At 69.9% G+C, this 24,092-nt stretch carries 22 protein-coding genes and 1 riboswitch; of the genes, 10 read left to right on the top strand and 12 right to left on the bottom strand.

Features of this window, described 5'->3' with window-relative positions; all coding sequences use genetic code 11:
* Positions 1 to 35 precede the first annotated feature (35 nt).
* The 3 genes from ACZK5N_RS11205 (at position 36) to galE (ending at position 2,479) form a co-directional block, all read left to right on the top strand.
* Complete coding sequence (locus ACZK5N_RS11205; protein WP_459018538.1) at positions 36 to 626, top strand: TetR/AcrR family transcriptional regulator; 591 nt, start codon at positions 36 to 38, stop codon at positions 624 to 626.
* Positions 623 to 1,246 (top strand): MBL fold metallo-hydrolase, encoded by a 624-nt coding sequence (locus ACZK5N_RS11200; RefSeq protein WP_459018537.1) that lies wholly within the window; start codon positions 623 to 625, stop codon positions 1,244 to 1,246. The genes ACZK5N_RS11205 and ACZK5N_RS11200 overlap by 4 nt, the downstream gene beginning before the upstream one ends.
* 243 nt (positions 1,247 to 1,489) lie before the next feature.
* Positions 1,490 to 2,479: a UDP-glucose 4-epimerase GalE gene (gene galE / locus ACZK5N_RS11195; RefSeq protein ID WP_459018536.1), complete on the top strand. Its 990-nt coding sequence runs from the start codon at positions 1,490 to 1,492 to the stop codon at positions 2,477 to 2,479.
* A 70-nt stretch (positions 2,480 to 2,549) separates the two neighbouring features.
* Here the strand turns inward: galE and ACZK5N_RS11190 are convergent, their stop codons facing one another.
* From ACZK5N_RS11190 to ACZK5N_RS11180, 3 genes are all read right to left on the bottom strand, one after another.
* Positions 2,550 to 2,675, bottom strand: coding sequence for a DLW-39 family protein (locus tag ACZK5N_RS11190; protein ID WP_459018535.1), 126 nt, complete (start codon positions 2,673 to 2,675; stop codon positions 2,550 to 2,552).
* 143 nt (positions 2,676 to 2,818) lie between these two features.
* Entirely contained in the window at positions 2,819 to 4,144 is a 1,326-nt protein-coding gene (locus ACZK5N_RS11185) for an MFS transporter (RefSeq protein ID WP_459018534.1), read from the bottom strand.
* Between the two features lie 12 nt (positions 4,145 to 4,156).
* Entirely contained in the window at positions 4,157 to 5,347 is a 1,191-nt protein-coding gene (locus ACZK5N_RS11180) for a TerC family protein (protein WP_459018533.1), read from the bottom strand.
* Positions 5,348 to 5,513: 166 nt separating this feature from the next.
* Here ACZK5N_RS11180 and ACZK5N_RS11175 point away from each other — a divergent pair, with 166 nt between their 5' ends.
* From ACZK5N_RS11175 to ACZK5N_RS11155, 5 genes are all read left to right on the top strand, one after another.
* Positions 5,514 to 7,421: a penicillin-binding transpeptidase domain-containing protein gene (locus tag ACZK5N_RS11175; protein WP_459018532.1), complete on the top strand. Its 1,908-nt coding sequence runs from the start codon at positions 5,514 to 5,516 to the stop codon at positions 7,419 to 7,421.
* A 52-nt stretch (positions 7,422 to 7,473) separates the two neighbouring features.
* The gene (locus tag ACZK5N_RS11170) at positions 7,474 to 9,021 is read left to right on the top strand and encodes a choice-of-anchor I family protein (RefSeq protein WP_459018531.1); all 1,548 of its coding nucleotides are present in this window, start codon (positions 7,474 to 7,476) and stop codon (positions 9,019 to 9,021) included.
* Positions 9,022 to 9,149: 128 nt separating this feature from the next.
* A riboswitch (guanidine-III (ykkC-III) riboswitch) is annotated at positions 9,150 to 9,210 on the bottom strand.
* 151 nt (positions 9,211 to 9,361) lie between these two features.
* A complete protein-coding gene (locus ACZK5N_RS11165; RefSeq protein WP_459018530.1) occupies positions 9,362 to 10,213 on the top strand; it encodes a DUF559 domain-containing protein in 852 nt (283 codons plus the stop codon).
* 125 nt (positions 10,214 to 10,338) lie between these two features.
* Positions 10,339 to 11,379, top strand: coding sequence for an LLM class flavin-dependent oxidoreductase (locus ACZK5N_RS11160; RefSeq protein WP_459018529.1), 1,041 nt, complete (start codon positions 10,339 to 10,341; stop codon positions 11,377 to 11,379).
* A 25-nt stretch (positions 11,380 to 11,404) separates the two neighbouring features.
* The gene (locus tag ACZK5N_RS11155; RefSeq protein ID WP_459018528.1) at positions 11,405 to 13,069 is read left to right on the top strand and encodes a DUF885 domain-containing protein; all 1,665 of its coding nucleotides are present in this window, start codon (positions 11,405 to 11,407) and stop codon (positions 13,067 to 13,069) included.
* Here ACZK5N_RS11155 and ACZK5N_RS11150 read toward each other — a convergent pair.
* From ACZK5N_RS11150 to ACZK5N_RS11130, 5 genes are all read right to left on the bottom strand, one after another.
* The gene (locus ACZK5N_RS11150; RefSeq protein ID WP_459018527.1) at positions 13,060 to 13,812 is read right to left on the bottom strand and encodes an extensin family protein; all 753 of its coding nucleotides are present in this window, start codon (positions 13,810 to 13,812) and stop codon (positions 13,060 to 13,062) included. The two genes, ACZK5N_RS11155 and ACZK5N_RS11150, sit on opposite strands and share 10 nt — an antisense overlap.
* Positions 13,813 to 13,918: 106 nt before the next feature.
* Positions 13,919 to 14,404 (bottom strand): flavodoxin domain-containing protein, encoded by a 486-nt coding sequence (locus ACZK5N_RS11145; protein ID WP_459018526.1) that lies wholly within the window; start codon positions 14,402 to 14,404, stop codon positions 13,919 to 13,921.
* A 114-nt stretch (positions 14,405 to 14,518) separates the two neighbouring features.
* The gene (locus ACZK5N_RS11140) at positions 14,519 to 15,121 is read right to left on the bottom strand and encodes a DsbA family protein (RefSeq protein ID WP_459018525.1); all 603 of its coding nucleotides are present in this window, start codon (positions 15,119 to 15,121) and stop codon (positions 14,519 to 14,521) included.
* Between the two features lie 35 nt (positions 15,122 to 15,156).
* A complete protein-coding gene (locus tag ACZK5N_RS11135) occupies positions 15,157 to 16,389 on the bottom strand; it encodes a dicarboxylate/amino acid:cation symporter (RefSeq protein WP_459018524.1) in 1,233 nt (410 codons plus the stop codon).
* Between the two features lie 79 nt (positions 16,390 to 16,468).
* The gene (locus ACZK5N_RS11130) at positions 16,469 to 17,413 is read right to left on the bottom strand and encodes a Sir2 family NAD-dependent protein deacetylase (protein ID WP_459018523.1); all 945 of its coding nucleotides are present in this window, start codon (positions 17,411 to 17,413) and stop codon (positions 16,469 to 16,471) included.
* Positions 17,414 to 17,583: 170 nt separating this feature from the next.
* Here ACZK5N_RS11130 and ACZK5N_RS11125 point away from each other — a divergent pair, with 170 nt between their 5' ends.
* Together ACZK5N_RS11125 and ACZK5N_RS11120 are read left to right on the top strand one after the other, a co-directional pair.
* Entirely contained in the window at positions 17,584 to 18,516 is a 933-nt protein-coding gene (locus tag ACZK5N_RS11125; protein ID WP_459018522.1) for a DUF808 domain-containing protein, read from the top strand.
* A complete protein-coding gene (locus tag ACZK5N_RS11120; RefSeq protein WP_459018521.1) occupies positions 18,500 to 19,582 on the top strand; it encodes a Gfo/Idh/MocA family protein in 1,083 nt (360 codons plus the stop codon). The genes ACZK5N_RS11125 and ACZK5N_RS11120 overlap by 17 nt, the downstream gene beginning before the upstream one ends.
* 10 nt (positions 19,583 to 19,592) lie before the next feature.
* On the opposite strand, the gene ACZK5N_RS11115 is transcribed toward ACZK5N_RS11120, so the two are convergent.
* The 4 genes from ACZK5N_RS11115 to ACZK5N_RS11100 form a co-directional block, all read right to left on the bottom strand.
* On the bottom strand, positions 19,593 to 21,200 hold the full coding sequence (locus ACZK5N_RS11115; RefSeq protein WP_459018520.1) for a carbohydrate-binding domain-containing protein: 1,608 nt from the start codon (positions 21,198 to 21,200) through the stop codon (positions 19,593 to 19,595).
* A gap of 35 nt (positions 21,201 to 21,235) precedes the next feature.
* Positions 21,236 to 22,003: a polyphosphate polymerase domain-containing protein gene (locus ACZK5N_RS11110; protein ID WP_459018519.1), complete on the bottom strand. Its 768-nt coding sequence runs from the start codon at positions 22,001 to 22,003 to the stop codon at positions 21,236 to 21,238.
* A complete protein-coding gene (locus tag ACZK5N_RS11105) occupies positions 22,000 to 22,584 on the bottom strand; it encodes a DUF4956 domain-containing protein (RefSeq protein ID WP_459018518.1) in 585 nt (194 codons plus the stop codon). The genes ACZK5N_RS11110 and ACZK5N_RS11105 overlap by 4 nt, the downstream gene beginning before the upstream one ends.
* Positions 22,585 to 22,692: 108 nt before the next feature.
* The gene (locus ACZK5N_RS11100; RefSeq protein WP_459018517.1) at positions 22,693 to 24,063 is read right to left on the bottom strand and encodes an FAD-binding oxidoreductase; all 1,371 of its coding nucleotides are present in this window, start codon (positions 24,061 to 24,063) and stop codon (positions 22,693 to 22,695) included.
* Positions 24,064 to 24,092: the final 29 nt, after the last annotated feature.

The following is a 24,092-nucleotide window of genomic DNA, read 5'->3' as shown; positions in this document are numbered from 1 at the left end:
CTCTGAATCCACGCCCGTTGGAGGCACCTGTGACCATGACGACCGATACCACGCCCCGGCGCGAGGACACGCGGCGACGGCTGGTGCAGGCGGCCATCGAGGAGTTCAGCCGGCGCGGGATCGATGCCACCAGCGTCGAGCACCTCTGCCAGGCTGCCGGTTTCAGCCGCGGCGCGTTCTACTCCAACTTCGGCACGAAGGACGACCTCTGCGTCGAGGTGATGCGGCACGTGGCGGAGGACCAGGTCGAGATGTACCGGGGGGCGCTGGCGCGGCTGCCCGAGGAGATGAACACCGAGCAGATCGTCAGCGGCATCCTCGACGTCAACCGCGGCAACCCCGCCGTGCTGCGCACGCTCATGGAGATCGAGTTGCGCGCCTACCGGGATCCGGAGTTCGGCCACCGCGTGGAGGAAGTCCGCAAGGACGTCCTCCCCCTCTACGTGGACCTCGTCACGTCGGCCGCCGCCCGCGCGGGGCTGGAGTTCACCATCCCTGTGGAGGACGTCCTGCTCATCTTCGAGGCCATCTGGCACTACCCGCGCACCGCGGCCAGCGCGGACCCGGAGCTACGCAACCGCCTCGTCGCCACCGTCGCCCACCAGGTCACCCGGGGGACGTCATGACCGCGCGGGTCGAGCACCTGGTCACCGCCGGCAACAGCGACCCCGCCGGCCCGCCGGTGCACGAGAACAACGTGTGGATCGTCGGCGACGCCTCCGAGGTGGTACTGATCGACCCGGCCCACGACGCGGCGGCCGTGGACCGCGCCGTCGCGGGGCGGATCGTCACCGCGATCCTGCTGACCCACGGTCACTGGGACCACATCCGGGCGGCCCTCGACGTCGCCGCCCTGGCCGGCGCGCCCGTGCACCTGCACGACGCGGACCGGTTCCTGTGGGAGGCCGAGCACGGCAGGGCACGGTTCGAGCCGCTGCGTGACGGCGACACCTTCGCGGCCGGCGGCGTGGTCCTGGAGACGAGGCACACACCGGGCCACACTCCGGGATCGACGTCGTTCGTCGCGGCTGCGCTCGGTTGCGTGTTCTCCGGCGACACCCTCTTCGAGGGCGGCCCCGGCGCGACGAGGTGGCACTACTCGAGCTTCGAGCGGATCATCGGGTCCATCGAGACCCGGCTGTTCACCCTCCCCGTCGAGACGGTGGTGCACACCGGCCACGGCCCGTCGACGACGATCGGCGCCGAGCGTCCGGCCCTCCCGGAGTGGATCCGCCGGGGCTGGTGATCCCCGCCCCCGGGAACTTGAGCCGGACACGGCTCTGGCGGCGAGGGCTTGAGCCGGACACGGCTCTCGCGATGAGGGCTTGAGCCGGATCTGGATCTCAACTCCCAAATCCCTCCTTTTGAACGATCCAAGCCGATTGACATCCAGATCCGGCTCAAACCCCCCAAGAGCCCAGGGGACGCCCCCCGAGCAGCCGCAGCGCCGCGGCAATAGGATGGGCGCAGGCTCCAGGGAAGGCAACGAATGAAGGTCTTGATCACCGGCGGCGCCGGCTACATCGGCAGCACCGTCGCATCGGCGTGCGAGGACTCCGGACACGAGGTGGTCATCCTCGACGACTTCTCCACCGGCCGCCGCGAGTTCATCGGCGACCGCGTCCTCTACGAGGGCGACATCGCCGACGACACGTTGCTGGACCGGATCTTCACCGAGCACTCCATCGACGCCGTGGTGCACTGCGCCGCGAAGATCGTGGTGCCGGAGTCGGTCGAGCAGCCCCTGGGTTACTACGAGAACAACGTGTCCAAGACCGTGACCCTGCTCGAGGCGCTGCAGCGCAACGGCGTGCACCGGTTCCTGTTCTCGTCGTCGGCCTCCATCTACGCCCCCGACGAGAACTTCGTCGTCACCGAGGACTCGCCGCTGTCCCCCGGCTCGCCGTATGCGCGGACCAAGTACATCGTCGAGATGATCCTGGAGGACTTCACGAAGGCCTCCGACGTCAAGGTGCTCTCGCTGCGGTACTTCAACCCCATCGGCACGGACCCGAAGCTGCGCTCCGGCCAGCAGCTGGAGAAGCCCAGCCACGTGCTCGCCAAGCTGCTCGAGGCCTGGTCCAAGGGCGAGACCTTCACGGTCACCGGGGTCGAGTGGCCCACCCGCGACGGGTCCGGCATCCGCGACTTCATCCACGTCTGGGACCTGGCTCAGGCACACGTCGCCGCGCTGGAAGGCTTTGACAAGGCCACGGCCAGTTCGTCGTACGAGGTGTTCAACATCGGCACCGGCAGCGGCGTCACGGTCAAGGAGCTGGCGGCCTCCTTCGAGGCCATCTCCGGTGACCCGCTCAAGGTCGCCTACGGCCCCTCGCGCCCCGGTGACGTCGCCGGTGTCTACACCGTCTCGTCGAAGGCCAAGGACATCCTCGGCTGGGAGGCCAAGCTCACGGAACAGGAGGCGGTGCGCGACGCCATCGCCTGGCTGCCCGTGCGCAAGGAGATGCTGGGCTACTGACCCCGCGACGCACTGCGCAGAGCGCGGCGTGCGTGCATGCGCACGCCACGTTCTGCGGGAGGCCTGCGGGTCAGGCCGGGTCGGTCGCCTCCGCCCAGAGTTCACGACGGCGGGCCGCCTCCCGGCGGTCCACGACGGTTGACACTGCCGAGACGACGACCAGGATGGCCATCATCCACAAGAGCTTGCGCATCATGAGCCCCACTGTAAGCCGAGCCAGGGCCGCGACGCGACGCAAGCTCGTGGCCCTCCGCTTCACCGCTGGATGTGGCCGCGTAGTCGCGGCCAGAACCGCCACCAGACTCGTCCCCGCACGGATGCGATCGTCGGCCTGACCCCTCAGGCCAGCAGGTCCTCGGTGCCGCGCTCAAGCACTCCGCGGCCCAGCCGCGCACTCACCGCCAGCAGGACGACCGCGCACGCGGCGTAGGCCAGAGCGATGCCCAGGAGGGCCGCCGTCGACAGCCCCGTCGGCGGCAGCACCACGATGGCGGCCCCGCCCGCGAGGACGAAGGCGGCGTTGAAGCCCACGTCGTAGAACGTGAACGCGCGACCCTTGTACTCCTCGTCGACGTGGGCCTGCACCACGGTGTCCGCGCAGATCTTGTACGACTGCACCATCAGCCCGATGAGGAAGCCAGCCGCGATGAGGAGCGGCTTATCGGTGGTGAACGCCATGGCCAGCGATACTACGGCGGCCCCCGCCAGCTGCAGCGCCGCGCTCCGGCGCAGTCCGAAGTGCCGCACCATGGCCGGCACCAGCGGGGCGGCCAGCACGAAACCCGCGCCCGTGAAGAGCCCCCAGACAGTGAGATCAGCCAGAGCGTCTCCCGGCCGGTCGACGGGGTGCCACAGGCGCCGCGACGCCAGGATCACCGCGACACTCCACACCCCGAACAGCAGCCGGGTCGCGGCCATGAGACCCAGCGCGAGCAGCGACGCGGGCCGTGTGCGCAGGTGCCGCGCCGCCTCCGCCAACCCCCCGAGGACCGCGCCGACGCCGACCCGATCAGCCGCGACATCCGGGCCCAGCGCCCCGCGTCCGAACCCCCGGCACACCAGCACCGAGCCGACGAACATCATGGCGGCCAGCGCGAACACGACGGCGTCCGCCTGGTGCGCCGGCAACACGTCGCCGAGCAGTGCGCGCGCCAGGAAGCCCAGGATGCCGCCGATCACCAGGCCCAGCGGCCCCACCGTCGGCAGGATCGACGACGCAGTCAGGTACTCGTCCTGATCGACGGTGTGCTGCAGCCCGGCGGACAGGCCGGCCAGCATGAACCGGTTGATGCTCATCGCCGCAAGCAGGGCCGCGTAGAGAACCACCGCCCAGGCGCCCGTCGTCGCGCCCGAGGCGATCACCAGGCCGATGACGGCGGCGAGACCGGCCCGCGCGATGTCCGAATACAAGGCCACATTCCGGCGCGGCCAGCGGTCCAGCAGCGGGGACACGAACGGTCCGATCACGGTGAACGGCAGCAGCGTGAGGGCCAGCACCCCCGCGATCGCGGCCGCGTCCGGCTGGGACTGGGGGGAAAAGAGGATGTAGGAGGCCATCCCCACCTGCAGGGTGCCGTCGGCCGCCTGGCTCAGCGTGCGCATGGCCATGAGCCTGCGGAACGACGCGTGGCGCCAGAGCCGCCGGAGGGCGGCGATCACCTGCATGGGGCGACGAGGTCAGCGGCGCGTCATGTCGGCGTGGAGGCGGTGCGCCTTGTCCACGGCCCAGGCCGCGCCGGAATCATCCATGAGCTCGATGACCTTCTCCTGGTCGAAGCGGGTGAGCAGGGCCTCAGCCTCCAGCATGCGCTGGTAGTCGGCCTCGCGGTCCGCCTCGTTGCCGTGGTATTCGGTGTGCAGGTAGCCGTGGGCCAGGCGGTGGATGGTGCCCACCGTCGTCTTCAGCTTGCCGGTGGGGCTGAGCAGCGACGCGAGCACGGTGACCACGAGGATGCCGAGGATCACCGACAGCGACAGCCCGATCTCGATCTCGTAGACGTTGACGTTCTCACCGTCGTTGATGAACGGGAGGTTGTTCTCGTGGAGCGCGTGCAGGATCAGCTTGACGCCGATGAAGCCGAGGATGAGCGACAGGCCGTACTTGAGGTACACGAGCCGGTCCAGGAGGCCGTCGATGAGGAAGTACAGCTGACGCAGGCCCATCAGCGAGAAGGCGGTGGCCGTGAACACGATGAACACGTTGGTGGTGAGGCCGTAGATAGCCGGGATCGAATCCAGCGCGAACAGGATGTCCGTGCCGCCGATGGCCACCATCACCAGCAGCATCGGCGTGAGGACGCGGCGCCCGTTCTCGACGGTGAAGAGCTTGTCGCCGTCGTAGTGGTCCGTGGTGCGCAGGTACTTCTTGGCCAGCCTGATGACGAAGTTGTCCGCACCCTCCTCCTCACCCTCCTTCTCCGGAGCGAGCAGTTTGCCGGCCGTGACGATGAGGATGAGCCCGAACAGGTAGAACGTCCAGGAGAACGTCTCGATCATGGCCTTGCCGGCGAAGATGAACGCCGTGCGGGCGATCAGAGCGAAGACGATGCCGAACAGCAACACCTTCTGCTGGTCCTCGCGCGGCACGGCGAAGCTGGACATGATGATGAGGAACACGAACAGGTTGTCGACGCTGAGGGCCTTCTCGGTGATGTAGCCGCCGAAGTACTCGGCGCCCATCGTCGACCCACCGAACACCCACACCATGATCCCGAAGAGCACGGCCAGCCCCACGTAGATGGCCGACCAGACGGCGGCCTCCCTCAGGGTGGGGGTGTGCGCCTTGCGGACGTGGAAGAAGAAGTCGAAGGCCAGGAGGCCGAGGATGACCACGATGGTGAGGGCCCACACCCAGAGGGGTACGTTCAACTGAGATCTGCTCCTGAATAGAGGTCATGGCGCGCCGAGACCGGGTCCGCGGAGCACTGTTCCAGGGTACCGGCGCCACGCTCGGCGACAAACACCGTGGTGGGGGCGTGGTTTCCGGGTTCTGTCAGGGGTTCGCGGGTACCCTGGTGCGCGAACAGGAGGTCCGATGCGACGACCACTTCTGGCCCTGGCCATGGCGCTGAGTGTGCTCCTGGGGGCGTGTGCCCCGGGGCCGGACACCCCGTCGCCCAGCCCCAGTGGGTCGTCACAGGTCCGCGACGACCTGCCGCCCGCGGACGACGCGGTCGCGGCGGTGGTCGCCGCCCTCAACGCCCGGGACGTCTCGGCGTTGCCCATGGTGGAGCCCGCGGCCGAGGCTCAGGCGGATTTCGAGACCATCTTCGCCGGCATGGATGAGATCTACCCTGAGGTGACCGCCGGACCCGTCACCTACGAGGCCACCGAGGACGTGGCTGTCGCCACGCTCACCATGAGCTACCCCCTCGGCAACGAGGGGTGGACCTACCCCACCAAGGCCAGGCTCCGGTACGCCGGCGGGCAGTGGCGGCTGGACTGGGCGCCGTCGATCATCCACCCCGAGCTCACCGGGGCAACCCGGCTCCGGCACACGAAGCGCGAGGGCCGCCGGTCCCCCATCAACGACAGCGACGGCGTGGCCATCGTCGAAGAGGGCGCCATGTACGAGGTGGGCCTGGACAAGGCCTCCGTCACGCCGGCGGAGTGGGGCACCGCCGCGGCGGACCTGGCTGCCATCCTGGAGGTGGACCCGGCCGCGTTCACCAGGAAGGTTCTCGCCAACGGTCCCAAGGCGTTCGTGGTCGCGGCCACGATGGTGCAGGCGGAGATCCCGCCCACGATCACGCAGGTGCCCGGCTCCCACGTGCGGGAGATCTCGGCCATCGTCGGGCCCGGCGGCTCGTTCGCCGCCCCGCTGCTGGGCACCGTCGGCGCCCCCACCAAGGAGATGATCGACGAGTCGGGCGGCACGCTGACCGTCACGGACCGGGTGGGCCTGAGCGGGCTGCAGGCGCGCTACGACGATCAGCTGAGCGGGGTGCCGCTGGTGCGGGTGGACCTGGTGCCGCGCGCGAACGCCTCGTCGGAAGGACCGTCGCCGGCGCCGGAGAAGGCGTTGTTCCAGCAGGATGAGAGTGTGGGCTCGGGGATCGACCTCAGCCTCGACCGGGACCTGCAGTCCAAGGCCGAGGAGGTGCTGAGCGCCCAGACCGGCATGGCGGCCCTGGTGGTCCTGGACATCAAGACCGGCGGCGTACTCGCCGCGGCGCAGTCACCTGCCGGGGGCACGTACCCGCATGTCACGTTCGGGAAGTACGCCCCGGGCTCCACCTTCAAGGTCGTCTCGGCGCTCGCCATGCTGCGCGCGGGGCTGACGCCGTCGTCGACGGTGGAGTGCCCCACCTCGCTAAAGGTGGGCACCTACACATTCGGCAACTACTCGGGTTACCCGTCCGGCGCCACCGGTCGGATCCCGCTCACCACGGCGTTCGCGCAGTCGTGCAACACGGCATTCGCCGGCGCGGCTGAGTCCATCACGACAGAGCAGCTCAACGCGGCCGCGGGCTCGCTGGGCGTGGGAACGGACTACGACGTGGGCTTCCCGGCCAACTTCGGCACCGTCGCGCCGAGCAACTCCATCGACCGCGCGGCCTCGATGATCGGACAGGGGCAGGTCACCATGTCGCCGTTGGGGATGGCCACGGTCGCGGCGTCGGTCGCGGCCGGCCGCACCGTCGTTCCGTGGCTGGTCAAGGGCGAGGAGACCTCCCCCACCGCCACCCCGCTCTCCGCCGCCGAGGCGCAGCAGTTGCAGGGCCTGATGAAGGCGACGGTGGATTCGGGCACGGGCCGCTCGCTCCAGGGGCTGATGACGGGCGCGAAGACGGGCACCGCGCAATGGGGGCAGGCCGGCGCCCTGCAGACGAGCGCGTGGATGATCGCCTACAACTCCACCCATGCCGTGGCGTCGTTCGTGGAGGTGGGAGATTCGGGCGGCACCACTGCGGCGCCGTTGATCGTCTCGCTGTTCCGCTGACGGTCACGCGCCGTTCACCTGGCGTTCTCGCTGGGCGCTTAGCGTCGCCGGCATGACTGCATCTTCATCCCGCCCTGCGCTGCGCGGCTCGCTCGCCGCCCTCGCCGCCGGCGCCTTTTTCCTGGTTCCCGCAACCGCCCCCGCAGCCCCGCCATCCGGCATCACCCTCGACGTGCTCGGCACCTACGTCGGGGGTGGGTGGGACGAATCGGCGGCGGAGATCGTGGCGTTCGACAAGACGACCACCCGCCTGTTCGTCGTCAATGCGGAGGCAGGCACCGTCGACGTGCTGGACGCGTCGGATCCGTCGAATCCGGTGAAGGTCGGGGAACTGGCCACACCGGGGGCGAACAGTGTCGCGGTGAGCCACGGGTTGGTCGCGGTGGCCGAGGCCGCCGGAAACAAGCAGCTGCCGGGCGCGGTGGTCTTCTTCGACGCCCGCACGCTGTCGCAGACCGGCACGGTTCCTGCGGGCGCGCTGCCCGACATGGTGACGTTCACGCCCAACGGCAAGACCGTGCTGGTGGCCAACGAGGGCGAGCCTGAGGGCTACCTGGACGGACAGGTGGACCCGGAGGGGTCGGTGTCGGTGATCGACGTGACGCGCGGCGCCGCCCGCGCGACCGTCCGTACCGCGGACTTCTCGTCGTTCACGGCTGAGGCGCTGCGCGCCGAGGGGGTTCGGGTCAGCGGGCCGGGCGCCACCGCCGCTCAGGACCTGGAGCCGGAGTACATCGCCGTCGACAAGTCGGGGCGGACCGCCTTCGTCACGCTGCAGGAGAACAACGCCGTGGCGATCGTGGACATCCGGACCGCCACCGTGACCGACATCGTCGCGCTGGGGCTCAAGGACCACTCGCTTCCCGGCTTCGGGCTGGACGCGTCGGACAAGGACGGCGAAATCAACATCGCGGAGTGGCCGGTCAAGGGCCTCTACATGCCCGACGCGATCGCCACGTTCGACGCCCTGGGCAAGACCTTCACCGTCACCGCCAACGAGGGCGACGCCCGCGAGTATGACGGGTGGGTGGACGAGTCCCGCGTCAAGGACCTGACGCTCGACACCGGGGCCTTCACCAACGCCGACGACCTGCAGGAGAACTCGGCGATCGGTCGGCTCAACGTCGTCATCGACTCGCCGCAGGGCGAGGACGGCTACACCGAACTGTGGAGCTACGGCGCACGCTCTATCACCATCCGTGACGCTTCCGGTGTGCTCGTGTGGGACTCGGGCGACCAGTTGGAGCAGATGATGGCCGAGGACTACCCGGCGATCTTCAACGGCGAGGCGGATGCGGCCGACGACTTCACGTTCGACACCCGCTCCGACAACAAGGGCCCCGAGCCGGAGGGCGTGACCACCGGAAAGATCGGCGGGCGCACGTACGTGTTCGCAGGCCTGGAGCGGGCGAGCGCGATCGCGGTGTTCGACGTCACCGACCCCGCCGCCCCCGTCGCGCAGGGCATCTTCCGCAACGAGGGTGACTTCGGCCCCGAGGGCCTGTTGTTCATCCCCGCCTCGGACAGCCCGAACCGCACCCCGCTGCTCGTCGTCGGCAACGAGGTGAGCGGCACGACCACCGTGTGGCAGGTCTCCTGACCCGGCGATGGAGGGCGGGGAGGGGGCGGCGCAACCCGTCGGAGCGGCCGATCGCTGTTACCCAGACCGCCTCGAGGACGCCGTAGGCCAGCAGAATGGCCCAATCGTTGGACGAAATCCTTTCAAGAGTGGACCAGTCTTGTCGTCACCAGGTACTGATCCGTCGTCCGGGGCGGGTCACCGCAGCCCATGCGGGCACCCGGCGCGGAGACGGTCCCCCCGTGCGGCTCCCCACGCTCAGACACCCGGGGGGTGACCGCCGCTACGGGTACGTTTCCGCGTTGTCCACAGGGCAACCCCGAGGGGGAAACCGGGCCGTCCGCTTCCGAACAAGGGAGGCATGCATAGCGACATCACAACCATCCTCACCGACGACGGGATCATCTGCCCTAGGCAGCATCCCCATCTGGCGGACCGGATCGATCGCGCCGTGAAGTCGGGCCACTTGGCGCCGGTCCTGCGTGGCGCCTACGCACTGCCGGACTGGGCGCCCACCGTGAAGGCGCGCGTGGCGGCAATCAGCGCGCTCCACCCCAACGCCACCTTCGTCCGGGAGACCGCCGCCCACCTCACCTGGTGGCCCGAATTGCAGCTCGAAGCCGTGCAGGTCGCGGGGCCGCGGGTGCGCCGTGCTGCCGGGTTCAGCTTCGAACGACGCACGGTCGGGACCGATCTCCGGGATTGGGACGGGGACAAGTTCGTCACCACTCCCGCCCAGACCGTCCTCGACCTGACCGATTCGATGGGCGGGGCGGCCATCGACGAGGCGTTGCGGCGCAGGGCGACCACGCTGGAAGACCTCTGGACCGCGCTTCGTCTCGGCAAGGACCGCGCGGGCAACGGCGATCGGGCGCGTCTGCTCCGCGAATCCCGCGACCTTCCCTGGTCCGAACTGGAGCGCGCAGCCCACATTGCGCTGCGTAAGGCGCACATCACGGGGTGGGTGACCAATCATCGGGTGACAGTGAAGGACAGGGACTATCTTCTCGACGTCGCCTTTCCACTGTTGAGGCTGGCGCTCGAGTTCGACGGATGGGAGTTCCACCGATCGCTGGAGTCCTTCATCGCCGACCGCGCCCGTGACGTGCAGCTCACGCTCGCCGGTTGGACCGTCCTTCGCTTCACCCACTCCGCCCTGACGACCATGCCGTCATCCGTGTCGGCCATGGTCAAGCAGCTCGAGGCGCGGTAGCGAGTCGGCAGTGGCGGTCACCCTGCACCACCTTGAGCGCAGGGACCGCCACTGGGGTCCCGCCCCCGCGGTTGACCTGTGGGCTAGGCTGAGGGTAGTTGACTTCTCAATCTTTGCGAGGACCCATGGACATCGACCGGCTCGAATTCGGCATCGACACCTTCGGCGACGTCACCGCCGGAGCCGACGGCGCGCTCCTCCCCCACGACCAGGTGATTCGCAACGTCGTCGCTGAGGCCGTGCTGGCGGACGAGGTGGGCCTCAACGCCATCGGCGTCGGGGAGCACCACCGCGAGGACTTCGCCATCTCCGCGCCCGAGATGGTGCTCGCCGCCATCGCCTCCGTCACCTCGAGCATCAAACTCGCAACCGCGGTCACTGTCCTTTCGTCCGAGGATCCGGTCCGGGTGTTCGAGCGGTTCTCCACTCTCGACGCGCTCAGCAACGGACGCGCCGAGCTCATCGCCGGCCGCGGGTCCTTCACCGAATCCTTCCCCCTGTTCGGCTACGACCTCCACGACTACGAGGCCCTCTTCGAGGAGAAGCTCGCCATGATGGCGCAGCTCATCCACGGCGGCCGCCAGACCTGGGACGGCACCCTGGCGCAGAGCCTCGACGACGTGGAACTCTTCCCGCGCCTCGCCGCGACACCGCTGACCACGTGGGTCGCCGTCGGCGGCAGCCCGCAGTCCGTGCTCCGCGCAGCCAACTACGGGCTTCCGTTGATGCTCGCCATCATCGGGGGACCGGTGGATCGCTTCGCCCCGTTCGCAGACCTCCACCGTCGCGCCCTCGACGAACTCGGCAAGGACCCGCAGCCCGTCGGCTGGCACTCCTACGGACACATCGCGCGCGGCGACGACGAGGCCCGCGACCGCATGTTCCAGCCCTGGCTGAGGCAGATGTCGACGATCGGGCGCGAGCGCGGCTGGGGCCGCATGAACCGCGCGCACTTCGAGGAGGAGGCGGACCACGGCGCGATGGCGGTCGGGTCACCCGAAACCGTGGCGCGCAAGGTCGCCCACGGCTTCCGGACGCTCGGCGCGCAGCGATTCCAGCTCAAGGTGTCCACCGGCCGCCTCTCGCACGAGGCGATCATGGACACCATCGGCCTCTACGGCACCGAGGTGGTTCCGCTGGTCAAGGACATGCTGGCCGACGCCTGACAAGCCCGCTGGTAGCGTCGGGGTCATGACCGAACGCGTGACCAGCCGGCTCGACCAGGTCGCCGACGCCTACGTCGACACCCTCGTCAGACTCAGCCCCATCACCGCCACCGAAATCGGCGCGCCGGGCCACGATCACGAGCTCGACGACTTCTCCCCCGCCGGCCTGGCCGAGCGGGCCGAGACCGCCCGGGAGGCGCTGCGCCTGGTGGAGGCCACGAAGGCCGTCGACGACGTCGACACCGTGACCGCCGCCGCGATGCGCGAACGCCTCGGGCTGGATCTCGAGCTGTTCGAGGCCGGCGAGGACTACGCCCAGCTCAACAACATCGCTTCGCCGCTCCAGTACATCCGCGACGTCTTCGACCTCATGCCCACCGCCACCACCGACGACTGGGAGATCATCGCCGCGCGCATGGGCGCCGTACCCGCAGCCGTCGACGGGTACATCGAGTCGCTGCGCCACGCCGTCGCCCATGGCCCCGCGCCGGCGCTCCGCCAGATGGAGATGGGCATCAGGCAGGCCGACGAGCTCGCTGGGGGTGGCTCCTTCTGGACCTCCCTGGCGGCCTCCCCGGACGTGTCCGGGTCGCTCGCCGACGCGTTGAGCCACAACGCCGACCTGGCTCGCGGCGCCTACGCCCGGCTGGCCGGGAGCCTGCGCGAGCTCGCTCCCCGTGCGCCGCGGGCCGACGCCGTCGGCCGGGAACGCTACGGGCGGCTGTCGCGGCTGTTCCTCGGCGCCACCATCGACCTGGACGAGACCTACGAGTGGGGTCGCGAGGAGCTGTCCCGCATCGCCGCGGAGCAGGACGAGGTGGCGCACCAGCTCTACGGTGACGGCACCACCGCCGACGAGGCCATGCGCCTCCTCGACGAGGACGTCACCCGCCAACTCCACGGCACCGACGCGTTGCAGCAGTGGATGCAGGAGACCTCGGACGCGGCCGTCGAGGCCCTGGCCGGCACGCACTTCGACATCGCGGACCCCATCCGTCGGCTCGAGTGCTGCATCGCGCCCACCCAGAACGGCGGCATCTACTACACCCGCCCCACCGACGACTTCTCGCGGCCGGGGCGCATGTGGTGGTCGGTTCCCCCGGGCGTCGAGAGCTTCGGCACCTGGCGCGAGAAGACGACGGTGTACCACGAGGGCGTCCCGGGGCATCACCTGCAGATCGCGCAGGCCGCCTACCGCGCCGGCGAGCTCAACAGGTGGCGCAGGTTGATCTGCTGGGTGTCCGGGCACGGCGAGGGCTGGGCCCTGTACGCCGAACGCCTCATGGAGCAGCTCGGCTTCCTCGACGATCCAGGCGACCGGATGGGCATGCTCGACGCGCAGCGGATGCGGGCCGCCCGCGTCGTCCTCGACATCGGCGTGCACCTCGGCAAGCCGGCCCCCGAGGAGTGGGGCGGCGGCACGTGGGACGCGGACAAGGCTTGGCCGTTCCTCAAGGCCAACGTCAACATGGCCGAGGAGTTCGTGCGCTTCGAGCTGGAGAGGTACCTGGGCTGGCCCGGCCAGGCGCCCGCCTACAAGGTGGGGCAGCGACTGTGGGAGCGGGCGCGAGATGAGGCGGCGGCCCGCGATGGGGCCGCGTTCGACCTGCGCGAGTTCCACCGGCGCGCCTTGGACCTCGGCTCGGTCGGCCTGGACGTGCTGCGGGAGGCGCTGAAAGCTCAGCGCTGACCCGCGGCACCCGTGAGGAACTCCCGCCAACCGTCGGGATCTGCCAGCGGGACGCCGATTCCCAGCTCCCGCTGCACCGCCCGCACCGCGGACTTCGTCTGCTCGTCGTAGCTTCCCGACGCCTCGACGTTGCGGCCGAACACATGCCGCAGCACCCCCTGCACCAGGTCGACCTGAGCGCCCGACCGCTCCCGGAACGACGCCCGCTCGTAGCCGTTGACGCCGTTGTCGACGTGGATGTGATTGTGGTGCTGCGCGTTATAGCGGTAGGTCAGCGTGTAGGTGAACCGCGCGGCGACGGAGGCCGCGAGCCGCCAGTAGCCGGGAAGCTGGGCCGGGTCCTCGCCCCAGACGTCGTAGCGGCAGGACACGGAGCCGCCCTCGTGCACCAGCTCGGCGAAGTCGAACGCGCGGCCGGCGGCGTGCCAGGAGTCGCACTTGTCGACGAAGGCACCGTAGGTGGACACGCGCGTCAGGGGCCCCAGCCCACTGACCGCGACCCAGTCCGCAACCCACTCCTCGAGGAGGTCGATGAACCGCGGGTCCGCTCTGAAGGACTGCGGCGAGCCGGTGATCTCGTAGCGGAGCGGCGCCCCACCGAGCGTGGAGAACGACGCCAGGGAATCCGGGGTGCGGCAGCCGCCGAGGTCGGCATCGAGGTCCGGCACCGGTAGCGACACCGGGCCGCCGCACGCGGCCGCGGGCAGTGCCGCCGCGCCGAGGAGGAAGACACGACGTCGCATACGTCGATGGTATGCGGGTGCGGAGGTCACGTGGCGGGGGTCGTTCGGCGCCCGCGTCGGATGCTTCGAGACCCGGACGCGCTGACAGCGGACCCGGGCCGCACCCTCAGCGGACCGACAGGGTCGACGCCCAGGCCCGCACCGCGTCGAGGTCGAGGTGGTCCTGCACGGGCTTCTGCATGGTGTGCAGGAACCACCGCCGCCACCAGCTCACATGCTGCGGAACGAATCGGCCGGCGAAGGACTCACTGGCCTCGGCGCCCAACCGCTCCGCCATCGCGGCGTTGTAGGCCAGCGACTCGGCCCGCTTGGCGGGCTCCGCGGCGTTGAGGCAGGCGTTGAACACCGCGACCCTGGTGGCGCGCAGCGCGCCCTGCTCCGCCGTGGCCCACCCCGTCGCCTCGGAATACCAGCTGCCCGCGTTGACGCCGCTGCCGACAACCACCAGATCAGCTCCGTCGACCGGTGGCATCGTCTTCAGATCCGCCACCCTGACCTCCTGCCCGATCCCTCGGAGCTCAGCACCGACTGCCTCGGCGATGTCGCGGGCCGTGCCCCCGCGGGTGGCGTACGCGACCAGAACCTTGCCCATGCCAGACACGGTATCCGGGCGCCTCTGGCGTCCTCACACCGGGGTGTGTCATTTGATCCAATTGTCTGGTGCTAATGAGGTGGAGCGCCCCCGCCTGGCGGGGGCGGCGACATCTCAGTCGAAGATGGGCCCGACGGTGCGGGTGCGCTTGAGTTCGTAGAAGCCGGGGTAGGCCGTCACCTTGACGAACCCGTCGAACAGATCACCGGCCGCCTCCCCCTTCGGAGCAGGTGAGATGACGGGGCCGAACAGGCTCATGCCGTTGACCCGCAGCACCGGCGTGCCCACCTCGTCGCCCACGGGGTCCATGCCCTCATGGTGCGAACGGCGAAGGTCGTCGTCGACGGCGTCGGTCTGGGCGATGTCCACGATGTCGGCATCCGCACCGACGGCCGCGAGGGCGGCCGCGACGGGCTCCGGCCCGATCTCCTCCTCGCCCGGGTGGAAGCGGGTGCCCAGATCCGTGTAGAACTCGAGGAGCTTGTCCGAGCCGTGTCGCTGCTCGACCAACAGCGCGGCGCGGGCCGGCAGCCAGGCGCGGTCCATGAGGTCGCGGTAGCCGTCGGGGAGGTCGCGGCCGTCGTTGAGGACGGACAGGCTCATGACGTGGAAGGTGACCTTCACGTCGCGGACCTTCTCCACCTCGAGCATCCAGCGGGAGGTCATCCAGGCCCAGGGGCAGATCGGGTCGAACCAGAAGTCAACGTCTGTCGTCATGGATCCATCTCACCACACGCGAGGCTGAGGCGCGTTCAGACGAGGGCCCCGATGCCCGGCTCGTCGGCCAGTTCGTCCCGGTGCTTGGACCGCGACACCCACTTGTCGACGATGGCCGCCAGCGCCCCGTCGCCGGTCACGTTGGTGGCGGTACCGAAGGAGTCGATGGCGATGTAGGCCGCGATCATCAGGCCCACCTGCGCCTCGTTGAACCCCAGCATCGTCGACAACAGCCCGGCCGCCGTCATGATGGCGCCGCCGGGAACCCCCGGAGCCGCGACCATCATGACCCCCAGCATCATGACGAAGCCGATCATCACCCCGACGTTGATCTCGATGCCCGCCAGCATCATCACGGCCAGAGAGAAGCAGGTGATCTTGATGGTGGAGCCGGCCAGGTGGATCGTGGCGTTGAGCGGGATGGCGAACGCCGCCACGGGCTGCGACACGCCCATCTTGATCGCCTGGCGCAGCGTCACCGGGATGGTGGCCGCCGACGACGACGTGCCCAGCGCCGTGGCGTAGGCCGGCAGCATGGTGACGAGCATCGTGATGGGGTTGCGGCCGGTGATGGCGCCGGCGACCGTGTACTGCAGCAGCAGCATCAGCCACGTGAGGATGAACACGAACACCACGACGCCGAGGAACGTGGCGATGATGGTGACCACCTGGCCGCCCTGCGTCATGTTGAGGAAGATGCCGAAGATGTAGACGGGCAGGAGCGGGATGAGGATCTTCTGGATGACCATGTTGATCACCTCGCGGAACTCCTCGAACCCGCGCTGCAGCGCCCCGCCCTCGATGACGGTGAGCGCCACGCCGACGATGAACGCAAGCACCAGCGCGGACATGACACCGAACAGCGGCGGGATCTGCAGCGCGAAGTAGGGAGCCAGCAGCGCCTCGTCGGGGTTGGTGAGCGACGGCGCGCCGCCTTCCGGCAGCACCCTCGGCAGCACCAGCAGCGACGCGCCGAGCCCGATGAATCCCGCTGTCAGCGTCGATCCGTAGGCCAGCGCCGCGGTGACGGCGAGCCAGCGGCCGGCCCCCCGGCCCAGCTGGGCGATGGCGGGCGCGATGAGGCCCAGGATGATGAGCGGAATGGCGAAGCCGAGGAACTGCCCGAAGACTCCGTTGAACGTGACGAACACGCGGGTCAGCCAGTCTGGGAAGAAGTTCCCGAACAGCACGCCGAGAGTGATGGCGACGACGATCTGGGGCAGAAGTCCGAACGTGAACTTCTTCTTCTGGAAGGCGGCTGTGCTCATGCGCGCTAACTTAACCCAGCCGTCGGGGATCCTCCCAGTCGCCTCCGGCTAACCCGGCTGGGCTCAGCGTCGGATGCGTTCAGCGGAGGAGCTGGACCCAGCGGGCGAGCACGTCTTCGAGGCGGCCGTGGATGCGCAGTGTGGCGAGGTCGTCGCCGCGCGTGGCGCCGTCGTTGGCGATGATCACGTCCACGCCCGCCTGGGCGGCGCGCCGGACGAAACGCAGGCCGCTCATCACCGACAGACTCGACCCCAGCACCAGTAGGGCCGAGGACTCCTGCAGCATGGCATGGGCCCGATCGACGACGGAGCGGTCCGCGTTCTCCCCGAAGAACACGACGTCCGGCTTGAGCATCCCCCCGCAGCGGAGACAGTCCGGGTAGCGGAAGGACTCGGTGCGGTCCACCTCGGCGTCGCCGTCGGGCGCGGTGCGGCTGTTCTCCGCGAGAGCGTCGAGCCGCTCGGCGAAGCCGGGATTCAGCGCCAGCAACTGCTCCTGCAGGGCTTCGCGGCGCGTCATCGCCCGACACCCCAGGCACACGACGCGGGCCAGGTTGCCGTGCAGGTCCACCACCGGCCGCGACCCCGCCTCCCCGTGCAGCCCGTCCACGTTCTGCGTCACCACGCCCGTCAAGGGCGTGAGCTCGCCCAGCTCCGCGAGCGCGAGGTGCGTGCGATGGGGACGGGCACGGGCGAACCAGCGCCACCCGACGGTGCTTCGCGCCCAATACCGCCGACGGCTGACGTCCGAGCCCACGAACTCCTGGTAGGTCATGGGCGAGCGCGGCACGGCGTCGCGGCCGCGGTAGTCCGGCAGGCCCGCGCCCGTCGACATCCCCGCGCCGGTGAGCACCATGGTGGCGCGGCCGCGGAAGAGATCTGCTGCCGCGGCTAGATCGTCGTCGTGGGACCGCAGGCCGAACTCGCCCGTTCCGGGTCCCCAGGAGGGCGACGACGGCAGCGCGACAGCATCCGTGGCGGTGCGGAACCAGCCGCCCACGTCCGGAACAGGTGCGCTGCCCATGTGCCCTCTTTTGGGGCCAAGTCGGGTGGGATTTACAGTGGTGATTCACGGACGGTCTACCGTCCGTGAATCACCACTGGCGAGGGCCACTCCCGTCTCCTGTCACTGGCGCAACGGCGCGAGCGACCGTGGCCCGTAGAATCGGGCCGACACCTGTGAGAGGGGACCCCATGGCCGGTGGCCTTGCAGCACTACTCGACGACGTGGCGGCCATCGCCCGCGCGGCGGCGGCCTCCGTGGACGACATCGCGGCCGCGGCGGGGAAGGCCTCGACGAAGGCTGTCGGCGTGGTCGTCGACGACACCGCCGTCACCCCGCGCTACGTGCACGGCTTCACCCCGGACCGCGAGTTGCCGGTGATCTGGAAGATCGCCAAGGGCTCCATCCGCAACAAGTTGCTGTTCATCCTCCCGGCCATCCTGCTGCTCAGCCAGTTCCTGCCGTGGGCGCTCACGCCGCTGCTCATGGTGGGCGGCCTCTACCTCTCCTACGAAGGCACGGAGAAGATCTGGGAGGCCGTCAGCGGCCATTCCAAGGCCAAGGAGGCGCCGGCCGTCATCAAGGGGGACAACCAGGAGGACAAGATGGTCAGCGGCGCCATCCGCACGGACTTCATCCTCTCCGCCGAGATCATGGTGATCTCCCTCAACGAGATCGCCGATGTCGGTTTCTGGATGCGCGCCATCACGCTGGTGGTCGTCGCGTTCGGCATCACCGCCCTGGTCTATGGCGCGGTGGCGCTGATCGTGAAGATGGACGACGCCGGCCTGCACATGGCGCAACGGCCGGCCACGAGGGCGCTGGGCGAGGGCTTGGTCAAGGCGATGCCGATCGTGATGGCGGTGCTCTCGACGGTGGGCATCGCCGCCATGTTGTGGGTGGGTGGCCACATCCTGCTGGTCGGAATCAACGATCTCGGCTGGCCCGTCATCTACGACTTCGTGCACCACTGGGAGGTGCTCGCCGCTGAGGCGGCCGGCGGCTTCGCCGGCTGGTTGGTCAACACGTTCGCGTCCGCGGTGCTGGGCATCGTGGCCGGCGCTGTCGTCGTGGTGATCATGCACCTCATCCCGCGGAAGGACAAGCATGCCGACGCCCACTGAGCCGGTCCGGTTCGCCGTCGTCGGCTCAGGCCGGCGCACGGACTTCATGCTGCGGCTCGCCCACGCCGCTCCCGAACGTCTCCAGGTGACGGCGATCCTCGCCCACTCCGACGCCTCCGCGGAGCGCATGTCCCGGGCATGGGACGTGCCGGTGGTGCGGACCTTTGACGACGCCCTCGCCTCGGGGCCGGAGTTCGTGGCCGCGGCGGTGACGTGGGAGGCCATGCCGGGCGTCATCGCGGATCTGGTCGACCGCGGGGCGCGGGTCCTCGCGGAAACGCCACCGGCACCCACTGTCCAGGGCCTGAGGGAACTCTGGTCCGCCGTGGGCCAATCGGGCCTGGTGCAGGTGGCCGAGCAGTACATGCTCATGCCCGGGCACGCGGCCCGCCTGGCGGTGCTGGAGTCGGGGGCCATCGGCACCCCGACGTCGGTGGAGGTCTCGTCCACGCACCTCTACCACGCCACCTCGATGATGCGGTCCTTCCTCGGCGCCGGCATGGCCGCGGCGACGGTGAACGCCCGCTCCTTCGTCGCACCGCTGCTCGATCCGCTGACCCCGAAGGGATGGGTGGAGAATCCGCAGCCGGAGCCTCGGTCCACGGCTATCGCGACGCTCGACTTCGGCGACGGTCGCACCGGGCTGTACAACTTCGTCGACAACCAGTGGTGGAACCCGCTCCGGGCCCGGCGCATCGTAGTCCGGGGTACGCACGGCGAGATCGTCGACAACCAGGTGACCAGGTGGGTCGACGGCGACGTCGTCACCTCGCCGCTGTCCTCCCGACGTACCGGCGTCGACCTGAACCTGGAGGGCAACGACGTGGTGTCGGTGTCGTTCGAGGGACGGATCGTCTACCGCAACGGGTGGGCCGGGACCCGGTTGTCGGAGGACGACATCGCGGTGGCCCAGATGCTGGCAGACACCGGGGCCTGGGCCCGAGGCGAGGGTCCCGCGCCGTATCCGCTGGCGGAGGCGTGTCAGGACCACGCGCTGGGGATGGCCATCGTCGAGTCTGCCGAGACGGGCCGCGACGTCCGGGTTGCCCCGGACGTCTGGGCCTGACCCCCGGAGGTCAGCGGTTGGGGCGGCCGCCGGCACCGCCCATGCCTCCCATGCCGCCTCCGGTCGACGTGCCCGCCGTCGCCGTCGTGGACTGGCCGTCGACCGTGACGGTGTACTCATGGCCACTGGTGATCGCCTCGCTCGAGTAGACCAGGTTGGCGAAGTCCTTGGTAGCGGTGAACTCGGCCACGACGTCGGACCCGGACAGGATCTGTAACGTCGAGCCGGACGAGCCGGAGGTCTGCGCCTGCACCCAGCCCTGCGCCGACTCGGCGTCGGGCGCCTCCGCCATCCCCGAGGACCCGACCGCGAGCAGCGTGCCGCCGCTGATGGTGAAGGTGCCGTTGACGTCGAGCGCGCCGTTGCCATCGTTCAGCGGCCCGTTGACGATGACCGTGCCGCCGGTGATCTCGGCGTTGCCGTTGGAGTCGAATCCGTCGCCGCCGCTGTCGATGGTCAGCGTGCCGCCAGTGACCAGCGCCAGTCCGTCGACCACGCCACCGCCACCGCCGGGGCCGCGCATCTGCTGCTGCGTGGTGTCCGTGGTGCCGGTGGATGCGGCCGAGACGTTGAGACCGTCGTCGTCGGCGGTCACGTCGACGATGCCACCGGCGATGGCGATGTACTGCGCCTCGAGGCCCTCGTAGGAGCGGGTGACGGTGACCTCGCCGTCACCGATCACCAGCGTGCATTCGGCGTGGAGGCCGTCATCGGCCGCGTCCACCGTGATCGACCCCCCCGAGACGATCACGTCGGTGGCCGCGTCGACGCCGTCCACCCCGGCGGTGAGGGAGACCGTCCCGCCTGAGATGTCGATGAATCCGGACCCGGCCTCGGTGTCGTTGGTGGACTTGAGCGCGTCACCTGCCGCGTCGACGGTGACCGTCCCGCCGGTGATGGCGAGGTGGTCCTTGCCGCGGATGCCGTCGTCGGCCGCGGTGACCTCGATGGTTCCTCCGCTGATGCCAAGGCCGTCGGCGCTTGCGATGCCGTCGAGGTATCGACCCGTGACGGTGAGGGAGCCGGCGCCGCCGATGGTCAGATCCGCCTTCGAGTACAGGACAGCGTCGGCGGCCTCCTCGGACGTGTCCGCGTAGGTGGCGGCGTCGGTGAGCGCGTTGCTCGTGCCGTCGGCCAGCACCACCACCGCCTCCCCCGCGTCGGCGAACGTGACGGCGGGTCCGGTGTCGGACGTGATCTCCGCACCCGAGAGGACGAGCTTCACCTCGTCGTCGGAGGCGGATTTCACCACCACCTGGCCGTTCAGCGAGCCCCTGAGCACGTAGGTGCCTCCGCCGGTGATGGTGACGGTGGTGCCGTCCACCGTGGCGCCTTCGCCGTCGACGGTCGCGGTGCTGCCGCTCAGCGTGACGGTGGTGGCGGACGCCTCGTCCCAGGAGGTGTCGGCCGCATCAGGGGTGGCGTTCGCGGCCCGGGCGGTCTCGACGGTCAAGGCAGTCCCGTCGACGGTGGTCGTCGCGGTAGGCGTCGTCGAGGCGGCCGCGACCGTCCCGGCCGCCGCCGTGCTCTCGACTCCGGTGGCGCCACAGCCCACCAGCAGCGCGCCGACAGCGAGCGAGGACAGCGTGGCGAGGATCTTCTTGGGGTTCATGGTCATATCTCCGGGTTATGGGTGTGGTGGTGTTCGAGCCGTCAGGCGGCGAGTTCGGTCCGGGTCAACAGGCGGTGCCAGCGGTTGTGCGGGAGGTCTGGGCGGAGCGTGGCCAGCCCAGTGGCGTACTTGGACATGGCCACGGGCCGGTGGCCGCGACCCCAGAGCACCCGGTCCGCCGCCGACGGACCCGAGCCGGACTTGGTCTCCACGATCACCAGCCCGTCCGCCGACCGCTCGTCGCCCGTCTGCCGGTCGAACCACTCCAGGTGGGTGTCGACGGTGGCGCGGGCGGCGCCGTCGGGCATGAGGAACGTGGAGCGGGTGTAGGTGACGTCGAGGACGGGTGCGAGGTCGCCGTCGAGCCGGAGCTGCTCCTCACCCAGAGCCTCGACGACGTACCGGCGCGCGTCGCCGTCGAGGCGGCGGATCGGCTCCTCCCACGGGACGCGGTGCTTGACGGTGGCGCCAGCGCGGCGGGTCTTGACCTCGAGGAACTGGAGGTCGGTGTCCAGGTAGCGGCGGGTGCGCACCTTGTAGCGACGGCGGCGCCGGTGAGCGGTGCCGAGGTAGCAGGTGAGGGCCGGGGTGTCGAAGTAGGTGGAGTGGTAGCCGAAGCGGCGGCGGCCCTCGATCTCGAGGACCCTGGCGTCACGGGGCAGCCCGAGGACGAACGCATCCGCCTCGGCGGAGGTCAGCACGTACTTGCGGTCCACCCGGGTGAGCAGCGCGGCGCTCCGGTTGAGCTCGTCCAGGGTGACCGGCTCACGGGCGGCGATCCCGCGGTGCGGGAGGCTCGCGGCGGTCATCGTGCCTCCGCCATGGCGACGCGGCGGGTGCGGGCCGGCGCGGTGGAGCGGTAGCGCACGTCGACGGTGGTGGTGTCGTTGACCAGGTCCAGCCGTTGGACGGCGTGGTGCTTGACGGTGCCGCCGAGCCGGTCCTGGAGGTAGCCGATGAGCATGGCCTCGTCGGTGATGGCGCGGTCCACCACCACCACCTCGCGCTTGTAGCCCCGCAGCAGCAACTGGTGATCAGCGACGAACATGCCGCCGAGAACCACGGCCATGAGGCTGAGCGCCATGACGGGCTCGGCGCCGAGGCCGCTGAGCAGGCCGAGCGCCAGGGCGCTGAAGTAGTACGCGATCTCGTGTTGGGCCAACTCGTCCGAACGCAGCCGGATGATGGACAGTACGCCGAAGAGCCCGAGGCCGAGGCCTGCCCCCACCGCGGTGGAGAGGAGGACGGAGCTGACCGCCATGATGCCGATGTTGACGCCGAGGTAGGCGACCACGAGGTCGCGGCGCCCGTGCCTGGGGAAGTAGAGCCCCAGGGTCAGGATGGCGATGGCGACGATGTTGGCCAGGTACAGCAGGGCGGTGGTGGACACGGGGGACTCCTCGGTGTGACGGTGCGGGTGCAGTCCCTATTCCGCCAGCCGAGTCTGTGGGGGTCCTGTGGGCGCCCTGCGCCGCCGCTACGAGTCCTCGCGTCCGGGTCAGCGCGCCGTGGTCCTCGACCGGAACAGCCCGGACGGGTCGTAGAGCTCCTTGACGCCGGCCAGTCGCTCGGCGTTGTCTCCGTGGGCCCGCCGGGACGCCTCGGGGTCGGACATGTCGTCGAAGTTGAGGTAGGTGCCGCCGGTGCCGTAGGGCGCCAACGCCTTCGCCGTCGACCGTGCCCACTCGACGTTGGGTTCGTCCCGGGCAGGGTCGTCCCAGTTCGACTCGATGCCGATCATGTAGGGGGCGGTCCGGTCCGCGATCGGGGTCTCGTCGCCCGGCACGTCCGCGATCGCTCCGCCGTTGACCCAGACGTCGAGCGACGTCAGCGCTGAGGGCCGCCGCGCCGCGAAGTCCACCAGGGTGTCCGCGACGTCGCCGTCGAGGTAGCGGATGTGAGCCGACTTCCAGTGGTAGCGGCGCCCGCGCGGGTAGTCCTCGTCGAAGAAGCGCTGCGCGTCCACCCAGGGCACCACCGACCCCATGTCCGTGAGCACCGTGCCGAGCCCGCGCAGCTCGGCGCAGACGCGCTCCCCCTCGACAGGATCGCCGACGTAGGGCCCGGCGACACCGATGAAGTCGCGCCCCCACAGCTCCTTCGGGAAGGGGTCCGCCTCGGGGAAGCTCCAGCACACCGCGATCGAGCCGAACTCGCGGGGGGCGGAGCGGGCGAACTCGTCCAGGCCCGTCAGGACGCTGCGCCCTTCGCTCAACGGGAAGGTCAGGAAGGGCAGGAAGACGTCCGGGCCGACGGGGTGGGCGCGGTACTCGAGTTCCGTGACGACCCCCAGGTCCCAGCCGCCGCCGCGGAGCGCCCAGAACAGCTCCGGGTGCTCGTCGGGGCTCGCATGGACCAGCCGTCCGTCGGCCGTGACCACATGGGCACCGAGGACGTTGTCGCAGCTCAGGCCGTGCTTGCGGCGCATCCATCCGTACCCGCCGGCGAGGGTTAGCCCCGCCACGCCCGTCTCCGACACCACGCCGAGCGGGACCGCGAGACCGTGCACCTGGGTCGCGGCGTCGACATCCCCGATCTGAGCGCCTCCCTCGGCGCGCACAGTCCTGGTGTCAGGGTCGACGGTGACGCCGCGCAGGGGCGCGAGGTCGATCACGAGGCCACCGTCGATCACGGAGAGGCCGGCGACATGATGCCCGCCGCTGCGGACGGACACGCCGAGTCCGTGCGTCCTGGCGAACAGGACCGCCTGCACCACGTCGTCGGGTCCGGCGCACGCGACGACGAGTGCCGGCGACCTGTCGATCGCACCGTTCCATACCTGGCGCGCGGCGTCATATCCGGTATCCGCGGGGGAGGTCACCGTTCCGTGGATCCCGGAGGCGAGCCTGGCCAGTGCCGCCGTGTCCATGCCCGGATTGTGCTCCGAACCCGACCGCG

Source organism: Tessaracoccus pujii, assembly GCF_055326215.1.
This window is presented reverse-complemented; position numbering and strand designations above follow the sequence as displayed.